This window comes from Enterococcus sp. AZ126 (assembly GCF_051714545.1).
Taxonomy (GTDB): Bacteria; Bacillota; Bacilli; order Lactobacillales; family Enterococcaceae; genus Enterococcus_L.
In genome coordinates this window covers 2,865,764-2,883,691 of sequence record NZ_JBIOSB010000001.1, presented here as the reverse complement: position 1 = coordinate 2,883,691, position 17,928 = coordinate 2,865,764, and the positions used below count along the sequence as shown (strand labels likewise).

General features: G+C 34.9%; 16 protein-coding genes, 1 pseudogene and 1 other annotated feature. Of the genes and pseudogenes, 6 read left to right on the top strand and 11 right to left on the bottom strand.

Annotated elements, in window-relative coordinates; all coding sequences use genetic code 11:
- Nucleotides 1-50 precede the first annotated feature (50 nt).
- Nucleotides 51-257, top strand: a complete 207-nt coding sequence (locus tag IGI43_RS13595) for a hypothetical protein (RefSeq protein WP_438758856.1) — start codon at nucleotides 51-53, stop codon at nucleotides 255-257.
- Nucleotides 258-456: 199 nt separating this feature from the next.
- On the opposite strand, the gene IGI43_RS13590 is transcribed toward IGI43_RS13595, so the two are convergent.
- The 5 genes from IGI43_RS13590 to IGI43_RS13570 all read right to left on the bottom strand — a co-directional run bounded on the left by IGI43_RS13590 (nucleotide 457) and on the right by IGI43_RS13570 (nucleotide 6,897).
- Nucleotides 457-789, bottom strand: a complete 333-nt coding sequence (locus IGI43_RS13590; RefSeq protein ID WP_438758870.1) for a hypothetical protein — start codon at nucleotides 787-789, stop codon at nucleotides 457-459.
- The gene (locus IGI43_RS13585) at nucleotides 734-931 is read right to left on the bottom strand and encodes a peptidoglycan amidohydrolase family protein (protein WP_438758315.1); all 198 of its coding nucleotides are present in this window, start codon (nucleotides 929-931) and stop codon (nucleotides 734-736) included. Before IGI43_RS13585 ends, IGI43_RS13590 begins: the two co-directional genes overlap by 56 nt.
- Nucleotides 932-939: 8 nt before the next feature.
- Nucleotides 940-1,125, bottom strand: a complete 186-nt coding sequence (locus tag IGI43_RS13580) for a peptidoglycan amidohydrolase family protein (protein WP_438758314.1) — start codon at nucleotides 1,123-1,125, stop codon at nucleotides 940-942.
- A gap of 398 nt (nucleotides 1,126-1,523) precedes the next feature.
- Complete coding sequence (leuS, locus tag IGI43_RS13575; protein ID WP_438758313.1) at nucleotides 1,524-4,037, bottom strand: leucine--tRNA ligase; 2,514 nt, start codon at nucleotides 4,035-4,037, stop codon at nucleotides 1,524-1,526.
- A 239-nt stretch (nucleotides 4,038-4,276) separates the two neighbouring features.
- Nucleotides 4,277-4,557, bottom strand: a binding site (T-box leader).
- 51 nt (nucleotides 4,558-4,608) lie between these two features.
- Nucleotides 4,609-6,897 carry a LysM peptidoglycan-binding domain-containing protein gene (locus IGI43_RS13570; RefSeq protein WP_438758312.1) on the bottom strand — a complete coding sequence of 763 codons (2,289 nt, stop codon included), beginning with the start codon at nucleotides 6,895-6,897 and terminating at the stop codon, nucleotides 4,609-4,611.
- 241 nt (nucleotides 6,898-7,138) lie between these two features.
- Here IGI43_RS13570 and IGI43_RS13565 point away from each other — a divergent pair, with 241 nt between their 5' ends.
- From IGI43_RS13565 to IGI43_RS13545, 5 genes are all read left to right on the top strand, one after another.
- The gene (locus tag IGI43_RS13565) at nucleotides 7,139-7,795 is read left to right on the top strand and encodes a DUF1700 domain-containing protein (protein WP_438758311.1); all 657 of its coding nucleotides are present in this window, start codon (nucleotides 7,139-7,141) and stop codon (nucleotides 7,793-7,795) included.
- Between the two features lies 1 nt (nucleotide 7,796).
- Nucleotides 7,797-8,828, top strand: a complete 1,032-nt coding sequence (locus tag IGI43_RS13560) for a DUF4097 family beta strand repeat-containing protein (protein ID WP_438758310.1) — start codon at nucleotides 7,797-7,799, stop codon at nucleotides 8,826-8,828.
- 134 nt (nucleotides 8,829-8,962) lie between these two features.
- Nucleotides 8,963-9,613, top strand: coding sequence for a phosphatase PAP2 family protein (locus tag IGI43_RS13555; protein WP_438758309.1), 651 nt, complete (start codon nucleotides 8,963-8,965; stop codon nucleotides 9,611-9,613).
- Between the two features lie 14 nt (nucleotides 9,614-9,627).
- A complete protein-coding gene (locus tag IGI43_RS13550) occupies nucleotides 9,628-10,596 on the top strand; it encodes a TIGR01212 family radical SAM protein (RefSeq protein ID WP_438758308.1) in 969 nt (322 codons plus the stop codon).
- Nucleotides 10,596-11,159, top strand: coding sequence for a class I SAM-dependent methyltransferase (locus IGI43_RS13545; protein ID WP_438758307.1), 564 nt, complete (start codon nucleotides 10,596-10,598; stop codon nucleotides 11,157-11,159). Before IGI43_RS13550 ends, IGI43_RS13545 begins: the two co-directional genes overlap by 1 nt.
- 65 nt (nucleotides 11,160-11,224) lie before the next feature.
- Here the strand turns inward: IGI43_RS13545 and IGI43_RS13540 are convergent, their stop codons facing one another.
- The 6 genes and pseudogenes from IGI43_RS13540 to IGI43_RS13515 all read right to left on the bottom strand — a co-directional run bounded on the left by IGI43_RS13540 (nucleotide 11,225) and on the right by IGI43_RS13515 (nucleotide 17,723).
- Nucleotides 11,225-11,677, bottom strand: a complete 453-nt coding sequence (locus IGI43_RS13540; protein ID WP_438758306.1) for a hypothetical protein — start codon at nucleotides 11,675-11,677, stop codon at nucleotides 11,225-11,227.
- 577 nt (nucleotides 11,678-12,254) lie between these two features.
- Entirely contained in the window at nucleotides 12,255-13,202 is a 948-nt protein-coding gene (locus tag IGI43_RS13535; RefSeq protein ID WP_438758869.1) for a hypothetical protein, read from the bottom strand.
- Nucleotides 13,203-13,205: 3 nt separating this feature from the next.
- A pseudogene (locus IGI43_RS13530) lies at nucleotides 13,206-13,370 on the bottom strand (helix-turn-helix domain-containing protein); the annotation flags it as partial.
- Nucleotides 13,371-13,379: 9 nt separating this feature from the next.
- Nucleotides 13,380-13,694 carry a hypothetical protein gene (locus IGI43_RS13525; protein ID WP_438758305.1) on the bottom strand — a complete coding sequence of 105 codons (315 nt, stop codon included), beginning with the start codon at nucleotides 13,692-13,694 and terminating at the stop codon, nucleotides 13,380-13,382.
- A gap of 556 nt (nucleotides 13,695-14,250) precedes the next feature.
- Nucleotides 14,251-16,020 (bottom strand): ABC transporter ATP-binding protein, encoded by a 1,770-nt coding sequence (locus tag IGI43_RS13520; protein WP_438758304.1) that lies wholly within the window; start codon nucleotides 16,018-16,020, stop codon nucleotides 14,251-14,253.
- Nucleotides 16,020-17,723 (bottom strand): ABC transporter ATP-binding protein, encoded by a 1,704-nt coding sequence (locus IGI43_RS13515; protein WP_438758303.1) that lies wholly within the window; start codon nucleotides 17,721-17,723, stop codon nucleotides 16,020-16,022. Before IGI43_RS13515 ends, IGI43_RS13520 begins: the two co-directional genes overlap by 1 nt.
- Between the last annotated feature and the right edge of the window lie 205 nt (nucleotides 17,724-17,928).

The following is a 17,928-nucleotide window of genomic DNA, read 5'->3' as shown; positions in this document are numbered from 1 at the left end:
TATATTTATAAAAATATTTTCTCTACTAAGCAAAAAAATAACGTAAAACTATTACACCAGATAGGGGACCAGAATTTGCGCAATATAACGATTTCAGTAAGTTAAGTGACCTCGATTATAATTTTGCATATCCTGGGTCTTCCTGGCAACGCGGGACAAATGAAAATACAAATAGATTGATACGTGAATACTTACCAAAATGCACTGATATGACACTTGTTTCAGAAGGGTATATTGAATCTGCAATTTATAAATGAAATAATCGACCTAGAAAATGTTTAGGGTGGAAAAAGCCTAATAAAATTTTTTATGATGCATCCTTAATTTTAATTTAACCTACTTTTTTATAGAAGTTGACTATTAAAAATTCTTAAAGGAAAAATAGTTTCCTAATTAATATGTGATAGAAAAATCCTCTATTCCTTAATCGGAATAGAGAGATAATTAAGATTTTCGTTATTTACGATTAGGTGCCACTGCTTCTGATCTAATATGCCAATGTTCTGCTGAAGTCCAAGTAAATTCGGGCATATTTTTCCCGTTATTTTCTTTATAAATTTTTCGTAAAATCACAGCTGTATCATTATTTTGAATATGAACTGTATCGACTCCATTAAAATAATACATTCCTACTCCAGTACCCAGTGGTTTTTTATAAATACATTGCATAGTTATCTCTTCTTCTTTTGTTTGTTCTGGTTTTTCTGTTGTTGTCCCTTCAATCCTGTAACAATCAGTCGGTGGCCCCGCCCGTCCAACCACCTTCAGTAGATGTTTCTGAAATACCATTTGATCCATAGTTACAGTGAATAATCCTACTATGACTTACGAATACTCCTGTATGCCCATTCGCTCCTAAGCTGGTTCCCTTGCCCCCTGATATAAAAATATCACCTCTTCGTGCTTCCGCACGTGAGATAGGTTGTAACAATGAACCATTCAATGCATAAAGAGTTTCGGTGTTTCCAATTGGGTTCCTGCTGGTAGAAAAACTGCATCAACCAAAGCATAATACATAGCTGAACTACAATCATAGCTATACGGACCATAACGATTCGTCATGCTATATGTTACCTTTCCTTGTCTTGCTCGAAACCAGTTTATTAACGATTCAACATTTGCCAAATGGTTCCCTCCTAACATTTATTTTTGTAAGATCTTACAAGGTCGTTGTAGCAAGAATACAGGAAGTGAAACTGTTAATTATCTTTCAAAATTCATTCAATAATCTATGATTTTACTAAGAGTGTTGCACTTAATTTGAAAAATCTAAGAGTAGCCAGAGAACAATTCGGAAAAAAGTAAAAGAAACTTTCAAAAAAACTGAAAATTCAGACATTTAACAATAACAAACTCTTTGGTAACCCTTCTTTATTTGATTTCAGTATAATAGTTTATTGTTAAAAGAAAAAACAAATCCGATTTTGACAATGATCGTCAAAATCGAATTTGTTTTCGTTTTAAGAAAAGACTATTGTTCTACACTCTCTGTTCTTTCAATTAGTGCAGATAAAATAAATTATTTAATTCGCTACAATATTAACCAATTTATCTGGAACAACAATGACCTTACGGACTGTTTTTCCATCAATAAAGGATTGGATTTCTTGTGCAGCTAAAGCTTTTTCTTCTAATTCTTCCTTGCTTAGTCCTCGAGCAATATTCAATTTTGCACGAACTTTTCCATTAACTTGGAAAACAACTTCTACCTCATCTTCAACTAATGCAGCTTCATCATATATCGGCCAAGGTTGATTTGTTAGACTTTCTTCATTGCCTAATATTGCCCACAGTTCTTCTCCAATATGAGGTGCAATTGGTGCTAATAATTGAACAAATCCTTCAATGTATTCATACGGTAAAACATCAATTTTATTTGCTTCGTTCACAAATACCATCAACTGAGAAATTGCTGTATTAAAGTGCAGGTTTTCCATATCTTCTGTTACTTTTTTCACTGTTTGATTATACACTTTAGTCAAACGTCCGTTATTTACAGTTGTAATGCGGTCACGCATTTTATTATTTTCATCTACTATCAAACGCCATACACGATCTAAGAATTTACGGCTGCCTTCAAGTCCATTTTCACTCCAAGCAATAGATGCATCCAGTGGACCCATAAACATTTCATACATTCTTAATGTATCAGCACCATATTTTTCAATAACATCGTCCGGATTTACAACATTTTTCAATGATTTACTCATTTTAGCTGGTGCTTCTTCCAGCTCTTCACCTGTTTCACGATTGATCCAGACTCCATCACGTTTTTCTACCATATTTGTTGGAACTAGTACACCACGGCCATCACGGAAACTTTGACCTAAGATCATTCCTTGATTATACAATTTTTGATAGGGTTCTTTTGTTGGAACAACACCGATATCATATAAGAATTTATGCCAGAAACGCGCATAAAGCAAATGGAGTACAGCGTGTTCGGCTCCACCAATATAAATATCTACTGGTAGCCAGCGTTCTAGCTTTTCATAATTGGCAATTTCATTTTTGTTATGAGGATCGATATAACGTAAATGGTACCATGAACTTCCTGCCCATTGCGGCATAGTATTTGTTTCACGTTTGCCTTTTTTGCCGGTTTCAGGATCGACTACATTGATCCAATCAGTAATATTTGCAAGTGGTGATTCACCCGTCCCACTTGGTTTGATATCATCTGTTTTTGGCAATCTTAATGGTAATTCAGCTTCTGGAACTGTCGTTGTTGTTCCATCTTCCCAATGGATCACAGGAATTGGCTCACCCCAGTATCGTTGACGAGAAAATAACCAATCACGCAAGCGATAACTAACTTCTTTTTTTCCTACTTTGTTTTCTTCTAGCCATTCATTTATTTTAGTGATTGCTTCTTCCTTATTTAAACCATCTAAAAATTCAGAATTGATGTGTACTCCATCACCTGTAAACGCTTCTTTTTCAACATTTCCACCTTCTAATACTGGAATAATCTCAATATTGAATGCTTTAGCGAATTCATAGTCACGCTCATCATGAGCAGGAACAGCCATAATTGCCCCGGTTCCATAAGATGCCAGTACATAATCTGAAATCCAGATCGGGATTTCAGCGCCATTTACCGGATTTACCGCGTAAGCCCCAGTAAAGACACCTGTTTTTTCTTTGGCTAAATCTGTCCGATTTAAATCTGATTTTTTTGAAGCCGCATCGATATAAGCTTCTACAGCATTTTTTTGCTCTGACGTAGTAATATTTTTCACCAACTCTAATTCAGGTGCTAAAACTGTGTATGTTGCCCCAAATAATGTATCTGGGCGAGTCGTGAATACCGTAAATTCGTCTTTTGATCCTGCTACTTTAAAGGTAACGTTCGCTCCCTCAGAACGTCCAATCCAGTTACGCTGCATATCTTTGATACTCTCCGGCCAATCAACTAAATCTAGATCATCCAGTAAGCGATCTGCATAAGCCGTAATTTTCAGCATCCATTGACGCATCGGTTTTCTGATAACATCATAGCCACCACGTTCACTTTTCCCATCAATAACTTCTTCATTTGAAATCACTGTGCCAAGTTCTGGTACCCAGTTGACTGCCACTTCTGCTTCGTATGCTAAGCCATGCTCATATAATTTTGTAAAAATCCATTGAGTCCATTTATAATATTCTGGATCTGTTGTATTGATCTCACGATTCCAATCATAACTGAAACCTAACGAATTGATTTGACGTTTAAATGTTTCGATATTTTTTTTCGTAAATTCTGCTGGATCGTTTCCAGTATCTAACGCATATTGTTCAGCTGGTAATCCAAATGCGTCCCACCCCATCGGATGCAGTACACTATATCCTTGACTTCTTTTCATTCGAGACAAAATATCTGTTGCTGTGTACCCTTCTGGATGACCTACGTGCAGACCTTGTCCTGATGGGTAAGGGAACATATCCAAGGCATAAAATTTTTCTTTATTTGAATCATCGTGTGTTGTAAAACTATTGTGCTTTGCCCAATATTTTTGCCATTTTTTCTCAATTTGTTTGTGATCGTAACTCACGTTTTTTTCCTCCTATTTAAATAACTTATTATTGATATTGTTTGTCTTGCATTTTTCTTAGAGTCATTCCTTACTTTTGAATGGTTTCAATAGTAAGGTAACTTCTTTCCTTCTGGTCGACAAGTTTTATTCAGCTTTTGCTGTGGCATAGCTGATCACAGTACTTCAGTTCTTAGAAATTGATGAGATCAAAGCAAAGTGACGTGATGAACAAAAAAAAGTCCTACAGGAAAAAGTTCCTATAGGACGTGCAATCGACAACGTGGTACCACCTAAATTTACTTGTATAACTACAAGCCTCAACGTTGTAACGGCCGCCACCGATTTTACTTAATAAAGTTCAGAAGATCATCTAATTATTAACTGTCACTCATCTTCATCAAATAAATGCAAAGAGCATTCCTTTATTCGTTCAGTAAAATAACTCAAAGGCGAGTTCGAAAGCTTCTGCACGTATTTTCACCAACCATACGCTCTCTAAAACATGGTTCTTTCTACTATTCCTTTTCACTGTTTGTATATCTGTCATGTGCTATTATACTACCAAAGATTCCCATCAATTTCAATTGTTTTATTTAACTTTCAATTTTTGACCGATATAAATTGTATCGCTAGATAAACTGTTCAATTGTTTGATTCTTTGGACGCTTGTTCCATATTTTTGAGAAAGTCCCCATAAAGTATCTCCACTTTTTACAGTATATGAACTTGCTGATTGACTACCTCCTTGATTTCCTGATGAACTAGCTGATCCTCCCTGACCTTTCTTCACAACTAAACGTTGACCTGGATAAATGATGTCCCCGCTTAAATTGTTCCACTGGCGCAAGTTAGCAATACTTATGCCATTTGCATTGGCAATTACCCATAGAGAATCTCCTGATTTTACAGTGTAGTGCCCAGTAGCTGTTCCAGTATTATTTGAACCACCCGTATTTCCTGTTGAACCACTATTACCAGCACTTGAGTTCCCTCCGCTAGCATTTGATCCTTTTTTTACAATCAGTTTTTGACCTGGATAAATGATATCTCCATTTAAATTATTCCATTGGCGCAGATTCGCAATACTTATGCCGTTTGCATTGGCGATTACCCATAATGAGTCCCCCGATTTTACCGTATAGTAAGAATTTGAGGCTCCTGCATTGCCTGAACCACCTGTATTTCCAGTTGAACCGCCTGTATTCCCACCAGTGTTGCCGCCTGTATTCCCTGAACTTTTTTTCACAATCAGTTTTTGACCTGGATAAATGATATCTCCACTTAAATTATTCCATTGACGCAGATTCGCAATACTTATGCCGTTTGCATTGGCGATTGCCCATAACGAGTCCCCTGATTTTACTGTGTAGTATGAATTTGACGTTCCTGCATTGCCTGAACCACCTGTATTTCCAGTTGAACCGCCTGTATTCCCACCAGTGTTGCCGCCTGTATTCCCTGAACTTTTTTTCACAATCAGTTTTTGACCTGGATAAATGATATCTCCACTTAAATTATTCCATTGACGCAGATTCGCAATACTTATGCCGTTTGCATTGGCGATTGCCCATAACGAGTCCCCTGATTTTACTGTGTAGTATGAATTTGACGTTCCTGCATTGCCTGAACCACCTGTATTTCCAGTTGAGCCACCTGTATTGCCACCAGTGCTACCGCCGCTTGTGTTCCCGGAACCTTTTTTCACAATCAGTTTTTGACCTACATAAATCATATCACTAGAAAGCTTATTCCAGCTTTTGATTGTAGCGATTGATGTGCCATATTTAGCAGACAAGGCCCACAAGCTATCGCCGGCTTTTACTGTATAGATCACATCTTGATTACTTGTTCCGCTACCTGTGTTGCCGCTCCCGCCAGTATTCCCACCGGTGTTGCCACCTGTATTGCCACCGCCTGATGAAGGTGTGTCATATTGCGTTAGATTATATGTTGTAATAATAGTATTCAATTTTGTATTATAACTAGGATCGGTTGCATAACGTCCTGTTAGCCAAGCTGTTGCATCTTTGTATGAGTTTGTGTTACTTTTCCATGCACCTGAATAATAATAGACACCTGATTGAAAAGACGTATTTTTCAAAACATAGGCATTATCAGAAAATGATTCAGAATACGAAGGATATTTTCTAAACGCTGCATTTACCTGAATCCACTGCCCATTAATAACTTCCCATGTTTTCATGGTAACAGATTGCCCTTGGTAACTTCCTTTGATCCCAAATAAATTGTGGTTTGGTGCAGCTGATAAGGTACTTCTACCCCAATCGCTTTCAAGAATTGCCTGAGCCATCATAACCGATGCATATAAATCATTCGCAGCTGCAACAGATTTCGCATGTCCAGCTATATCAGCAATGAAGGTACTTGGACTAATGCTTCTAGACTGTGCAGCAAAGGCTGAACGCATCGCAAGTTCAGGCATTTTTGATTCTTCCGTCTCTGTTTCGCTGTTTGAGGAATCCGTCGTTTCAGTTGATTCTTCCGTTGTCTCAGTACTTTGCGTTGTTTCTGATGTATTCAATTCTGATGATTCTTGTGTTTCAGATATCTCATCACTTGAAGAAGTTTCAGGAGATATCGTCTGAGTTTCTTGTGTCATCGAATCGTTTGTGTCAGTTGTCACTACTTGTGTTTGAGCGGCCTCTGTATGTGTAGTTGTATCTGAGTAACTTACTTGTTGGCTTGGTATCTTATCTTCTGATGCCTCAGCGATTTTTGGCGTAATAATCGGCGCAGTAATTGAGGATACAACAATCGCAGAACTAAGTACAGTGGTTCCTTTTCTTAACTGATCAGAAGCAAGCTTGTTCTGTTCAGCTTTCCTTCGCTCTTTTCTTGATGTTTTATACTTTTCCATAATATATCCTCCAAATTTTCTAAAAAGAAGCATTCCCTGAACTTTATTATACCCTTTTTTCAAAGAAAATAGAAATAATTCTTTATCCTTTTTTTGAAAAACTAAAGATAGAGGCTAGGTCTCAAGTCTGATACCTTTCTTTACCTTAGACTGATTTTTCTTTAAAAGCTTGTTATTGTATCAAAAAAAAACTATAGTGGAGAAGAAGTAGCATAAGTGTACAATGAAATGGGGGAAAAAAATGAATAAAGAGCACTTTTTAATTGAATTAAAAATTTATTTAAAACCTTTGACCCACCAACAACAAGCGTTTATTTTAAATAAATACGAGGTCATTTTTGAAGAACGTTTAGCTGGTGGTGAAACGGAAGAAGAAATCGCAAAAAATTTAGGGAAACCAAGAGGAATTGCTGAAGAAATTTTACAGGAATTTGACATCACTGTTCCTGAAAAAAAACTTGAACGCGATGGTTGGCAAGAAATCCAGCCCACTGTTTCTAATGACTATCAATACGAAGAAATACCTGAACATCCTTATGATGATGATTACCGTTCCTACGAGCGTCCTCGACATAACGGTTTTGTGAGATTCTGCCAAGTTATTGGCGTCCTTTCATTTAATTTTCTTTTCATGTTCTGGATGATTTTTGCTTTTATTATGTTTTTATTCTCTGGTTGGTTAGTCGCTGTTATTTTCTTATTTTCACCAATTTTCGGGGGGATTTCAATCTTTTCCAGCTTTAATGATGGAACAATGTTCGAATTATTTTTTAGTATTTTCCTATCCGGTGCCGGGGTCATCGGACTATTGATTTTAACACCTTTAACCAAATTTTTTGGAAAAGTATTTAAACGTTATTTCCAGTGGAATATTCGTGTTTTAAGAGGAGAGATTTAATATGAAAAAGACAACTGCTTTTTTTCTGTCCATCGGCGTTTTAGCTATGATAATCGGCGGAATCGGTAGTGCCGTTTATTTTAAACGTGCTGAAAATTCTATGACCGATGAAAAAAAACAAACATATGAGATAAAAAATAAGCAAAATACAAAAGAAATTTATCTTGATCTCTCTGGTAACGCTGATTTTTATATCTTAACTGAACCTTCAACAACTATCGAAATGAATACTCGGAGTTCTATGCCTGTTTCAATAAATAGTTCTTTAGATGTTAAGGAAAAAGATGATCAGTTGACCATTTCAGTAAATAGCAATAAGAATAGACGAGAATTAGATGGGCTAAAATTGGGTATTTTTAATCGAGGTTCGGCTGTCACATTGACCATCCCTGATGATACTCAACGCTTAGTGATTAATGGTAAAGCTGATGGAAATATCAATCTTTCAGGTATTGCTACAAAAGATTTGTCCATTCAAACAACCAATGCTGATTTGACTATCAATGATACCCATGTAGAAAAATTAAACGCTGAAACCGTTAATGGCGATCTAAACGTATACACAGATGTTCGAACAGATAAAGCGACGTTCCAATCAACAAATGGGGATATTCAAATAAATGATTTTATTGCCTCTGATTGGTCTGCTACTAATAAATCTGGCGATATTTCTTTAAATACCGTTACAGGAGTTGCTAAAATAGAAACAACTAATGGTGATATCGAAGCAACTAATCTTAAAGGTGACGCACAAGCTAAAAGTATCAATGGAGATTTTTCATTATACGGAACAGAACTTCCTAAAAAATTGATGGTTGATACACAGCAAGGAAGTATCGATCTTCACACTGAAGAAGTTTTATATGATTTAACAATCAAAGCAAAAACAATATTAGGTGATAGTACAATTTTCGGCAAAGAACGAACTTCTTACAAAAAAGGAAATGGATCAAAATCGTTTACATTCCAAACAAATTCTGGTGATATTTCAGTTGAAGGACCTTCAGATTATGAAAATGGAGAAGACGACTAATTTACTCTGTTCATTCAGAGCCTATACAAAAACATTCAACGTTTTTGTATAGGCTCCTTTTTTGATGATTCTCAGATGTCTTCTTAATTATTTGATGATATAATAAACTTTATCTAAACGGGAAAGGATCTTTCATGAAAAATAAATTATACTATCAATTTGCCGGCAGCTGTTTTTTAGTTGTCTTTATGTTTTTAGGTTATGTCGTGCGTTTTTATCCTGGCTGGTTAAAAGGATTTGACCAAACGATCACAACATTTGTTCGATCACCTTATCCATCGGCTAATCAATTTTTTATCTGGTATACAAAATTCGCTGATCCATTGACTATGGGGATTTTGACTTTAGCAATTGCGTTCATACTATTTAGAGGAAAATACTATGCAGAGATGCTTTGGCTTTTGATTAATATAGGATTGATCGCAGGTGTAGCAAACCCATTGATTAAGTTGGTTTTTATGCGTTCACGTCCAACATTAGATCATTTAGTAACGGAGCACAGCTACAGCTTTCCAAGTGGTCATTCTACAGGTAGTGTGCTGTTGTATGGAACGATTATTTTATTATTGCCACAATTTGTCAAACAAAAAAATCTTTGTTTATTTTTACAAATTATCTTAGGGATAGGTATTTTTCTAATTGGTATCAGCCGAATCTATGTGGGCGTTCATTTCCCTAGTGATGTTTTGGGCGGATTCTGTTTTGGTTTAGCTTGGCTATTGATGAGCTACCCAATTTATTTAGAAAAACGGTTTATCTGGCGCTTTAAAAGTAAACAACAATAGAAAGAAGAAAAATTATGTCTGAATTTATCTATACGGAAGACCCGAATAAGCGATACCACACATGGAATTATGCTTTACGTCAACAATTTGGCAGCAAAATTTTTAAAGTCCCTTTGGATGGCGGATTTGATTGTCCAAATCGAGATGGGACTGTTGCCAAAGGCGGTTGTACGTTTTGCAGTGTCTCAGGCTCTGGTGATATGATTGTTGCCCCAAAAGATCCATTACCGATTCAATTTCAAAAAGAAGTTCAAATGATGCATAAAAAATGGCCGAATGTCGACCAATATATTGTATATTTTCAAAACTTCACGAATACTCATGCGCCTGTTGAAGTGATTCGACATCGTTTTGAGCAGGTAGTTAATGAACATGGTGTAGTTGGTATTTCAATTGGTACGCGTCCTGATTGTCTGCCAGATGATGTTGTTGATTATCTGGCAGAACTGAATCAACGTTATTATTTATGGGTAGAATTAGGCTTACAAACGACTTATGAGAATACTAGCAGCACTATCAATCGAGCTCATGATTATCAGACCTATCTGGATGGCGTAGCCAAATTGCGTAAACATGATATTCGTGTCTGCACACATCTGATCAACGGATTGCCTGGTGAAAGTCTAGAGATGATGAAAGAAAATGTTCGTCGTACGATTCTTGATTCAGATATTCAAGGAATCAAATTACACTTATTACATTTAATGACGAATACTCGCATGTTAAGAGATTATCATGAAGGGCGCTTGCAATTGATGACTAGGAAAGATTATGTTGGTGTTATTTGTGACCAACTAGAAATGATTCCGCCAGAAATCGTCATTCATCGCTTAACAGGAGATGCACCAACTGATTCCTTAGTTGGTCCAATGTGGAGTCTGAAAAAGTGGGAAGTTTTAAATGCAATTGATGATGAAATGAAACGTCGGAATAGTATCCAAGGAATCTATAATGTACGGAACACTAAGGAGGTTCATGCTTGATGTTACAGACAGCACTTCAGTTTAGTCATACACTTTTAAAAGAAGTCATTCAAGAAGGTGATAGCGTCGTTGATGCTACAATGGGAAACGGAAATGACACAGCTTTTTTAGCTGAACTTGTTGGTACAAATGGCCTAGTTTATGCATTTGATGTCCAGAAACAAGCATTGGTAAATACAGAAAAAAGACTGACTGAATTAGGCTTACAAGAGCAAACAATTTTGCTACATCAAGGGCATGAAACCATTAAAGAGACTATTCCAGAAGACACACAATTAAAAGCTGCTATTTTTAATTTGGGTTATCTGCCTAAAAGTGATAAACAAATCATCACCCAACCAGATACAACGAAACAAGCACTGGATGCATTGATTGCTCGCCTAAAGTCTAAAGGACGAATCATTTTAGTTGTTTATTATGGGCATACTGGCGGCGAAGCAGAATTAGCATTGGTACATGAGTATTCGCAAAAGCTACCGCAAGAAGAATATAGCGTATTGACCTATCAATTTATCAATCAGAGAAATAATCCACCGATTTTATTTTGTATTGAAAAAAAATGAGTCACTAAAATAGTATAGTAGCGCGGGGCAAAACTAATGAGATTTCCCAATGCTACTATACTATTTCATACTTTATTCAATTGCTTTTCCTTATCATTGACAAGAACAGTTTGATTTTGTTCATTTAAAAGTGAATTTTTCGTTTTAGGCAATGTATCTGATACTCTATTTTGAACTCTAGAAAAAGTGTTTTTTATTGCATAAGATAACTTGTTTAAATCATCAAATGACGTAATGACATCATTCGCTCCTAATTCAAAGAGTATCTTTTTTTCATTTTCTATGGAGGTATTTGAATAAATCCATACAAACATACTTGGATTTGTATTAGATGCAATAAGCCAATCAATGGTCTCGACTAAAGGATTTTTTCCATTCATTTCAATGACAAGAATATCTAACAAAGTCAATTGGCTTTGTTCTTTTATTTGTAATAGCTCGCAATCACTTGATTGGAGAATATTGATTAATTCATTATTGGACGTATACTGATCAGTTAAAATTCCTAGTTTTAACAATGGAGTCTCTCCTTTGTTTATTTCTCGTTTTAAAAAGAACAAGAAAATGTATTATTTCAGCTGTTATAACAAATGACATTCGACAATTAACGGCTGATTTAACGGCATTTGCTCATTTTTTCTATGAAGAATGATGCCCTAACCAGGCACTTGTCATCATGATCGTCACTCTTTTTTCAAGGCTTGTGGCAAAGGTATCTAAAGATATCATAGATATATCCGTAATGGTTATTACCACTGGTCTTCTCCCTTTAATATACCGTCGTTCACAATGTCTATCTTTCCTTTTATAAATATTTTCGCTTTTTTTACAATAGATAGTCTACCTATTTGCTATTATTTTTGATGGCAGTTTTTCAAATTAGACAAAGAAAATCAATAATCAACAGTAAGAATAGATAAAAAATAACCAGTGTCGACTTATATTTATCAAAAATATCTTATTTTATTAATATTTATTTTTTTAGATCACTCATCAAAAGTTCTTATAAATCAGATATTTTAGCTACACAATCGTTATCACTTTCATTTTTATTTTGCTTTACTTTTTTGAGCCTATTTAACCTAATCCTTAACTTCAATCATAAACCAAAAACGAATATGATTGCGTTATACTGAATCTTTGTACTTCAAACAGATTTGGAATATTCGTTAGAATAATATCCGGTCTTTGTTTTGTTTGTTCATTTGTGAAAGCGATGTTAAATTCATAACTAAAATAATCACTTATTTTTTCTTTAATACTTTCTTTTATGATCGATGGAAGATCCGTTGCTAGGTAGATTTTAATGACGGGTTTATATAAATTAAGAGGTCTAATAGATGAAAACAAAAGCATGTACTTTTGTAAAAGAAATTCTTTGTCTAAAAATAAATCATTTTTTGTTTCTCGATATAGCTCATCAATAAATGTTTCTAACTTTTGCTTTAGATTGGGAAAATTATACTCAGGTTCATTTAAAACATGGTAGCCATCTAAGTCAACAGGCATCTGATTGAATACTTTGCAAAATAAATGAGCACAAAAACTGGTTACAAAAAAATGATTTTGAGCACGATAAGGAATTGGAAAAAAGGTTTCACTAAACTTATTGATAAAATATTTCGTTGCTAGATAAATATCGGATTGACATTTTTTATGATACGTGAAAATTTGATACCTTAAATTTTTAGATTCATAAAATTTTGTTTTCATTTGAAGTAACAAGATATAAAAATATAGCTCTGACGCTTCTGATATTTGATAACTTTCAGTAATATAATTGGAGAATGGTACTTTTTTTAGAACACTTTGAAGATCAACATAATTTTGCCATTCAGGTTCAAATTCAATAATATGGTTTTTCCTTACTCGTATAAGATTGATTGCTAATATGTAACTCATTTGTTTTCTTTGAATCTCTGATAAGTTTAAGTTAAATGCTTCTGAAAACAAGTCTAATGTTTGATGTGCTTTTTTAAAGTCAATTGCTCCAAATGGCCATTTTTCTCCTTTAAAAAGGACCCAACTTAGAATAAAGATCATTCCTCTGATATTTTTTTCTTTTCCAATAAATTGAAATTCACCTCTAGACAGACAAATATCATATGTATTCAAAAAATTTTTTATTTTCTTCAGACTCTCTCGAATTGAATTCTCACTTTTAAAATTTTTTATTGCGTATTTTCTTACTGAGAATGAATCTTCTAACATTATTTTTTTTTAAATTTTTATTCGTCCATCTAAATCAAAGACATACATCTTAAATTCCGTATAGTTACTGTTTACGACCATATCAAGCTGAATTCCTTTAAACTTTTCATAGCGGAGAATAATAGGATATTCTTTTGTCTTATTGTATTCATCAATCTTTTCTTTTAATTGATAAATATAGCGATGAATTGTTCTTTCGACCACGTTTAATCTTATTCCTAGTTCGTGTACACTGTACCATCGATGACTTTCAGAAATAATATCGATTAATTGTAGCATCAACTTATTATTTTCTTCTAACAATTCAAATATATCCTCTTCCAAAAGTTTTCCTTCTTTCCTAAATTAATTAGCAACTGCTGCTTTGGGTTCAAAAATGGAAATACCTCATACTATCAACTCTCATTGTAAGGGATTATTAAGGATAACTATTTATTTTGTTGGTCGTTTTACTCGACAAATTCCCAAATATATACTTTATAAATATTTTTTAAATTTAATTTTCAGCATAAAATATTTTTTTATTTTTTCGTTCATCTTTTTTTCTATCTTATGTAAAACACCACACAACTATCAAAATTAGGACTTGTTTTTATTCCTAACTCACTTCATCACTTAACGATTCAATTTATTTCCCTTCGATAAATCGTACCCTTTATCTCTTTTAAAGCTATTATTATGGCATTTCTTTGCTTTATGTACTTTCCAACTTTTATTCTATTCATTGTCGTTTCTTTTGCATTACTTTTAAAGAATCCTATCCGAGTACCAAAATAAACAGCTAGTTTTATATTTTTAGCTGTGACTCATCATTTTTCATATCAGCTATTTTCTTAAAAAAAAACGGACCCTCCTATGGAACTAAGAGGAATCCGTTTTTTTATTCAAATACAAATTGATTATGATATAACTCCGCATAAAAACCATCTTGTTTTAATAGTTCATGATGATTTCCTTCTTCGATCACTTCACCGTTTCTTAAAACAACGATTCGATCTGCATTCAAAATTGTTTTCAATCGATGTGCAATAACAAAACTTGTTCTTCCTTTAATCGCTTCATCCATTGCTTTTTGAATTTTTGCCTCTGTTACAGTATCTACGTTACTGGTTGCTTCGTCCAAAATTAGTAATGATGGATTAGTAATGATTGTACGTGCGATACTGATTAATTGTTTTTGACCCGTACTAAAGATATTATTTTCTTCAGTTATTTCTGTATCATAGTCTTTTTCTTGCGCCATGATGAATTCGTGGATATTCGCTTGTTTGGCTGCTTCAATAATTTCTTCATTCGTAGCTTCTGGTTTTCCAAATGAAATATTAGCACGAATCGTTCCAGAAAACAGGACAGAATCTTGCAAAACGATTCCAACATGCGTTCGCAAGCTACTTAAATCGATGTCTCGAATATCTGCTCCGTCGAATGCCACTGAACCGCTGTTCACATCATAAAAACGATTTAATAAATTCATGATGGTCGTCTTGCCTGAACCCGTTGGACCAACTAAAGCAACCATCTCACCTTTTTTAACATTGATCGAAACATCTTTTAAGATAGGTACTTCTGGATCATAACCAAAGTCAACATGGTTCAGCGTAACTGATTCATTGATACCATCAATCCTTTTACCATCTTTTGGATTGACTTCGTCAGGTTCATCAAACATTTCATTCAAACGGCGAGCACCTGTGATCGCTAATTGGATCATGCTATAGCCAGACGAAATCTGCATTAGTGGTTGGTAATATTGTTGTGAGTACTGAACGAATGTTACCACTAACCCCAGAGCAACAGTTTTTTCTAAATCTCCGTTTAGTGCCAACCAACCGCCAAAGAAAATCACAATAGCTGTATTTACTAAGGACATTCCCTGCATCATTGGAAATAATAGACCTGAATAAACTTGACCTTTGAATGTTGCTTTACGTACGGTTTGATTGTGTTCAAGAAAACCATCTATTGTCTCTTCTTGCAAACCATTTGTAATGATTACACGTTGTCCACTAATTTTTTCATCCATGTAGCCGTTTAATTTTCCAACTTCATCTTGTTGGATATCAACATATTTACGTGCTTTGCTGATGACGATCACCGCAATTAAAATGGCAACTGGCGTTGAGGCAATCGTCGCCCATGCTAACTGAACATTTTGACGAAACATCATGATCAAGATCCCAACAAATAAGGCTGCATTGGTCAATACTTGAAGCAATGCTTGGTTCAAACTATTTTGGATATTATCTAAATCACTAGTAAATCGGCTTAAAATTTCACCATCTTGATGAGAGTCAAAGAAGCGAATTGTCAACTTTTCTAGTTTGTTGAATAAACCGATACGCATACGGTTTGTTGACTTTCCAACAACTTGGGTAAATAGGATGCTGTAAATGAAATTTGCAGCACTCGTTAAAACATAGAACATTAATAACTTCCAAATCACACTGATAAATTTAGATTTATCATCTGTTCCTTGAGATAAGGCCCCCACGTAATTAGCCAATTCTTGGATTGCTTCCCCAACAAATTGAGGTGCTTTTACTTGAAAATAAGTGGCCATCACAATCGTCACAAAAATGAAAAAGAATGTGAGTTTATAACGTTTTAAATAATGAAAAAAGAATTTACTTGCTCTAATTAAATCAGTCATTACTCTTCATCTCTCCCTTTTTGTGTTTCGTAAATTTCTTGATAAATAGGATTCGTTTTAACTAACTCTTCATGCGAACCTTCGCCGACCAATTGTCCTTTGTCCAAGACTAAGATACGGTCTGCATGAACAACAGATGAAATTTTTTGTGCAATAACAATTGTTGTCGTTTCTTTCAAATCATTATCCAACGCTTCTCTTACTAATCTTTCTGAACGGGCGTCCAAGGCGCTTGTACTATCATCTAAAATTAAAACCTTAGGATCACCTATTACTCCTCGCGAAATAGATAAACGCTGCTTTTGTCCTCCTGAAAAATTGTTACTACGTTCAGCAACAGGGGCTTCATATTGAAGTGCTAATTTTTCGATAAATTCTTTGGCTTGCGCAATCTCCGTTGCACGAGACATATCGGATTCACTAGCATCTTTTTTTCCTTGTCGTAAATTTTGTGAGATCGTTCCCGAGAAAAGAATTGCTTTTTGCAAAACAAATGAGACTGTTTTACGTAAGCTACGTTCATTGACCTCTTTCAAATCTACACCACCAACTTCTACCGTACCTTTTGAGGGATCAAATAATCGAGGAATCAATTGTGCCAAGGTCGATTTACCAGCTCCTGTAGCTCCTACGATCCCTATCATTTCACCAGGCTTAATCGAAAATGAGATATCTTTCAGCGTATCTGTATCATCGCCTGGATAACGGAAACTAACATGATCAAAAACCACACTACCGTCTAAATTTTGTTCCGGTACATCTTTATAAGTAAGAGCTGGAACTGTATCCATCACTTCTTTGATTCGTTTGATTGAAACCGCTGCACGAGACGTCATCATCATCATCATTCCACCGATAATGATAGCCATCATGATTTGCATCAAGTAACTCATAAATGACGCAATTCCACCGATTAAAGTCGGATCATCTTTGACTAAATTACTAACCAGGAAAATCGAGCCGACAATGGCTAAATTAGCTGCTAACATAAAAGATGGGATCATGACAGAAAAAAGAGTCCCTACAATTAGATTATGCTTCGTCAATTCTTCACTTACTTTACTAAAACGATCTAATTCATTTTTTTCCTGAACAAATGATTTAACAACACGAATTCCTAAAAGATTCTCTTTGGCTAAACCATTCACCTTATCGATTAATTTTTGAATAAGTGCAAAATGTTTGCCCATTTGAGAAAATGAAAGTGCTGTGATAATAAATACAGCGATCACTAGTAAAATAATCACCCACCACAATTGCGGTAATGTCATCATTGCTAAAATAAAACTACCGATAAACAATATCGGAATTCTAAACAACGACTGCAATGCGATCATAATCACATTTTGAATTTGAGTAACGTCATTCGTTAAACGAACCACTAAATTTCCAGCTGAAAATTCTTCAATATTTCCAAATGAAAAAGTTTGGATCTTACGAAATGTTGCCTCACGAATATCTGCACTCACACCTTGTGCGACTTTAGCAGAATAAATCGTGTTAAAGACACCTGCAATCAAACCAAGGCCTGCGATTCCAATCAAATACAGTCCAAGTTCTTTCATTTGGCTTTTATCCTCTTTAATAATTGCTTCTAATACTTTTTGTAATAGCTTAGGCTGCCATAAAGCCGACATAACCATAATAATTACGGTAAACAATGCTATGGTCACTTCCAGCTTGTATTTTTTGACATGTTCCATTATGATACTCACTTAATCCCAACTTTCTTTGTAAAACTAGCCTTGTCTGATTCGTTGTGCAACTATCAACGATCATTTAGTGTTATTATAAATAAATCAAAGGATGAGACACATTCATTTTCATTGACTTCACAAACTTAACACTGTAAAATTAGGCCGCATCACAATGTACCATTTTTAGAAGCAAATTTCAAGAACTTAGCTT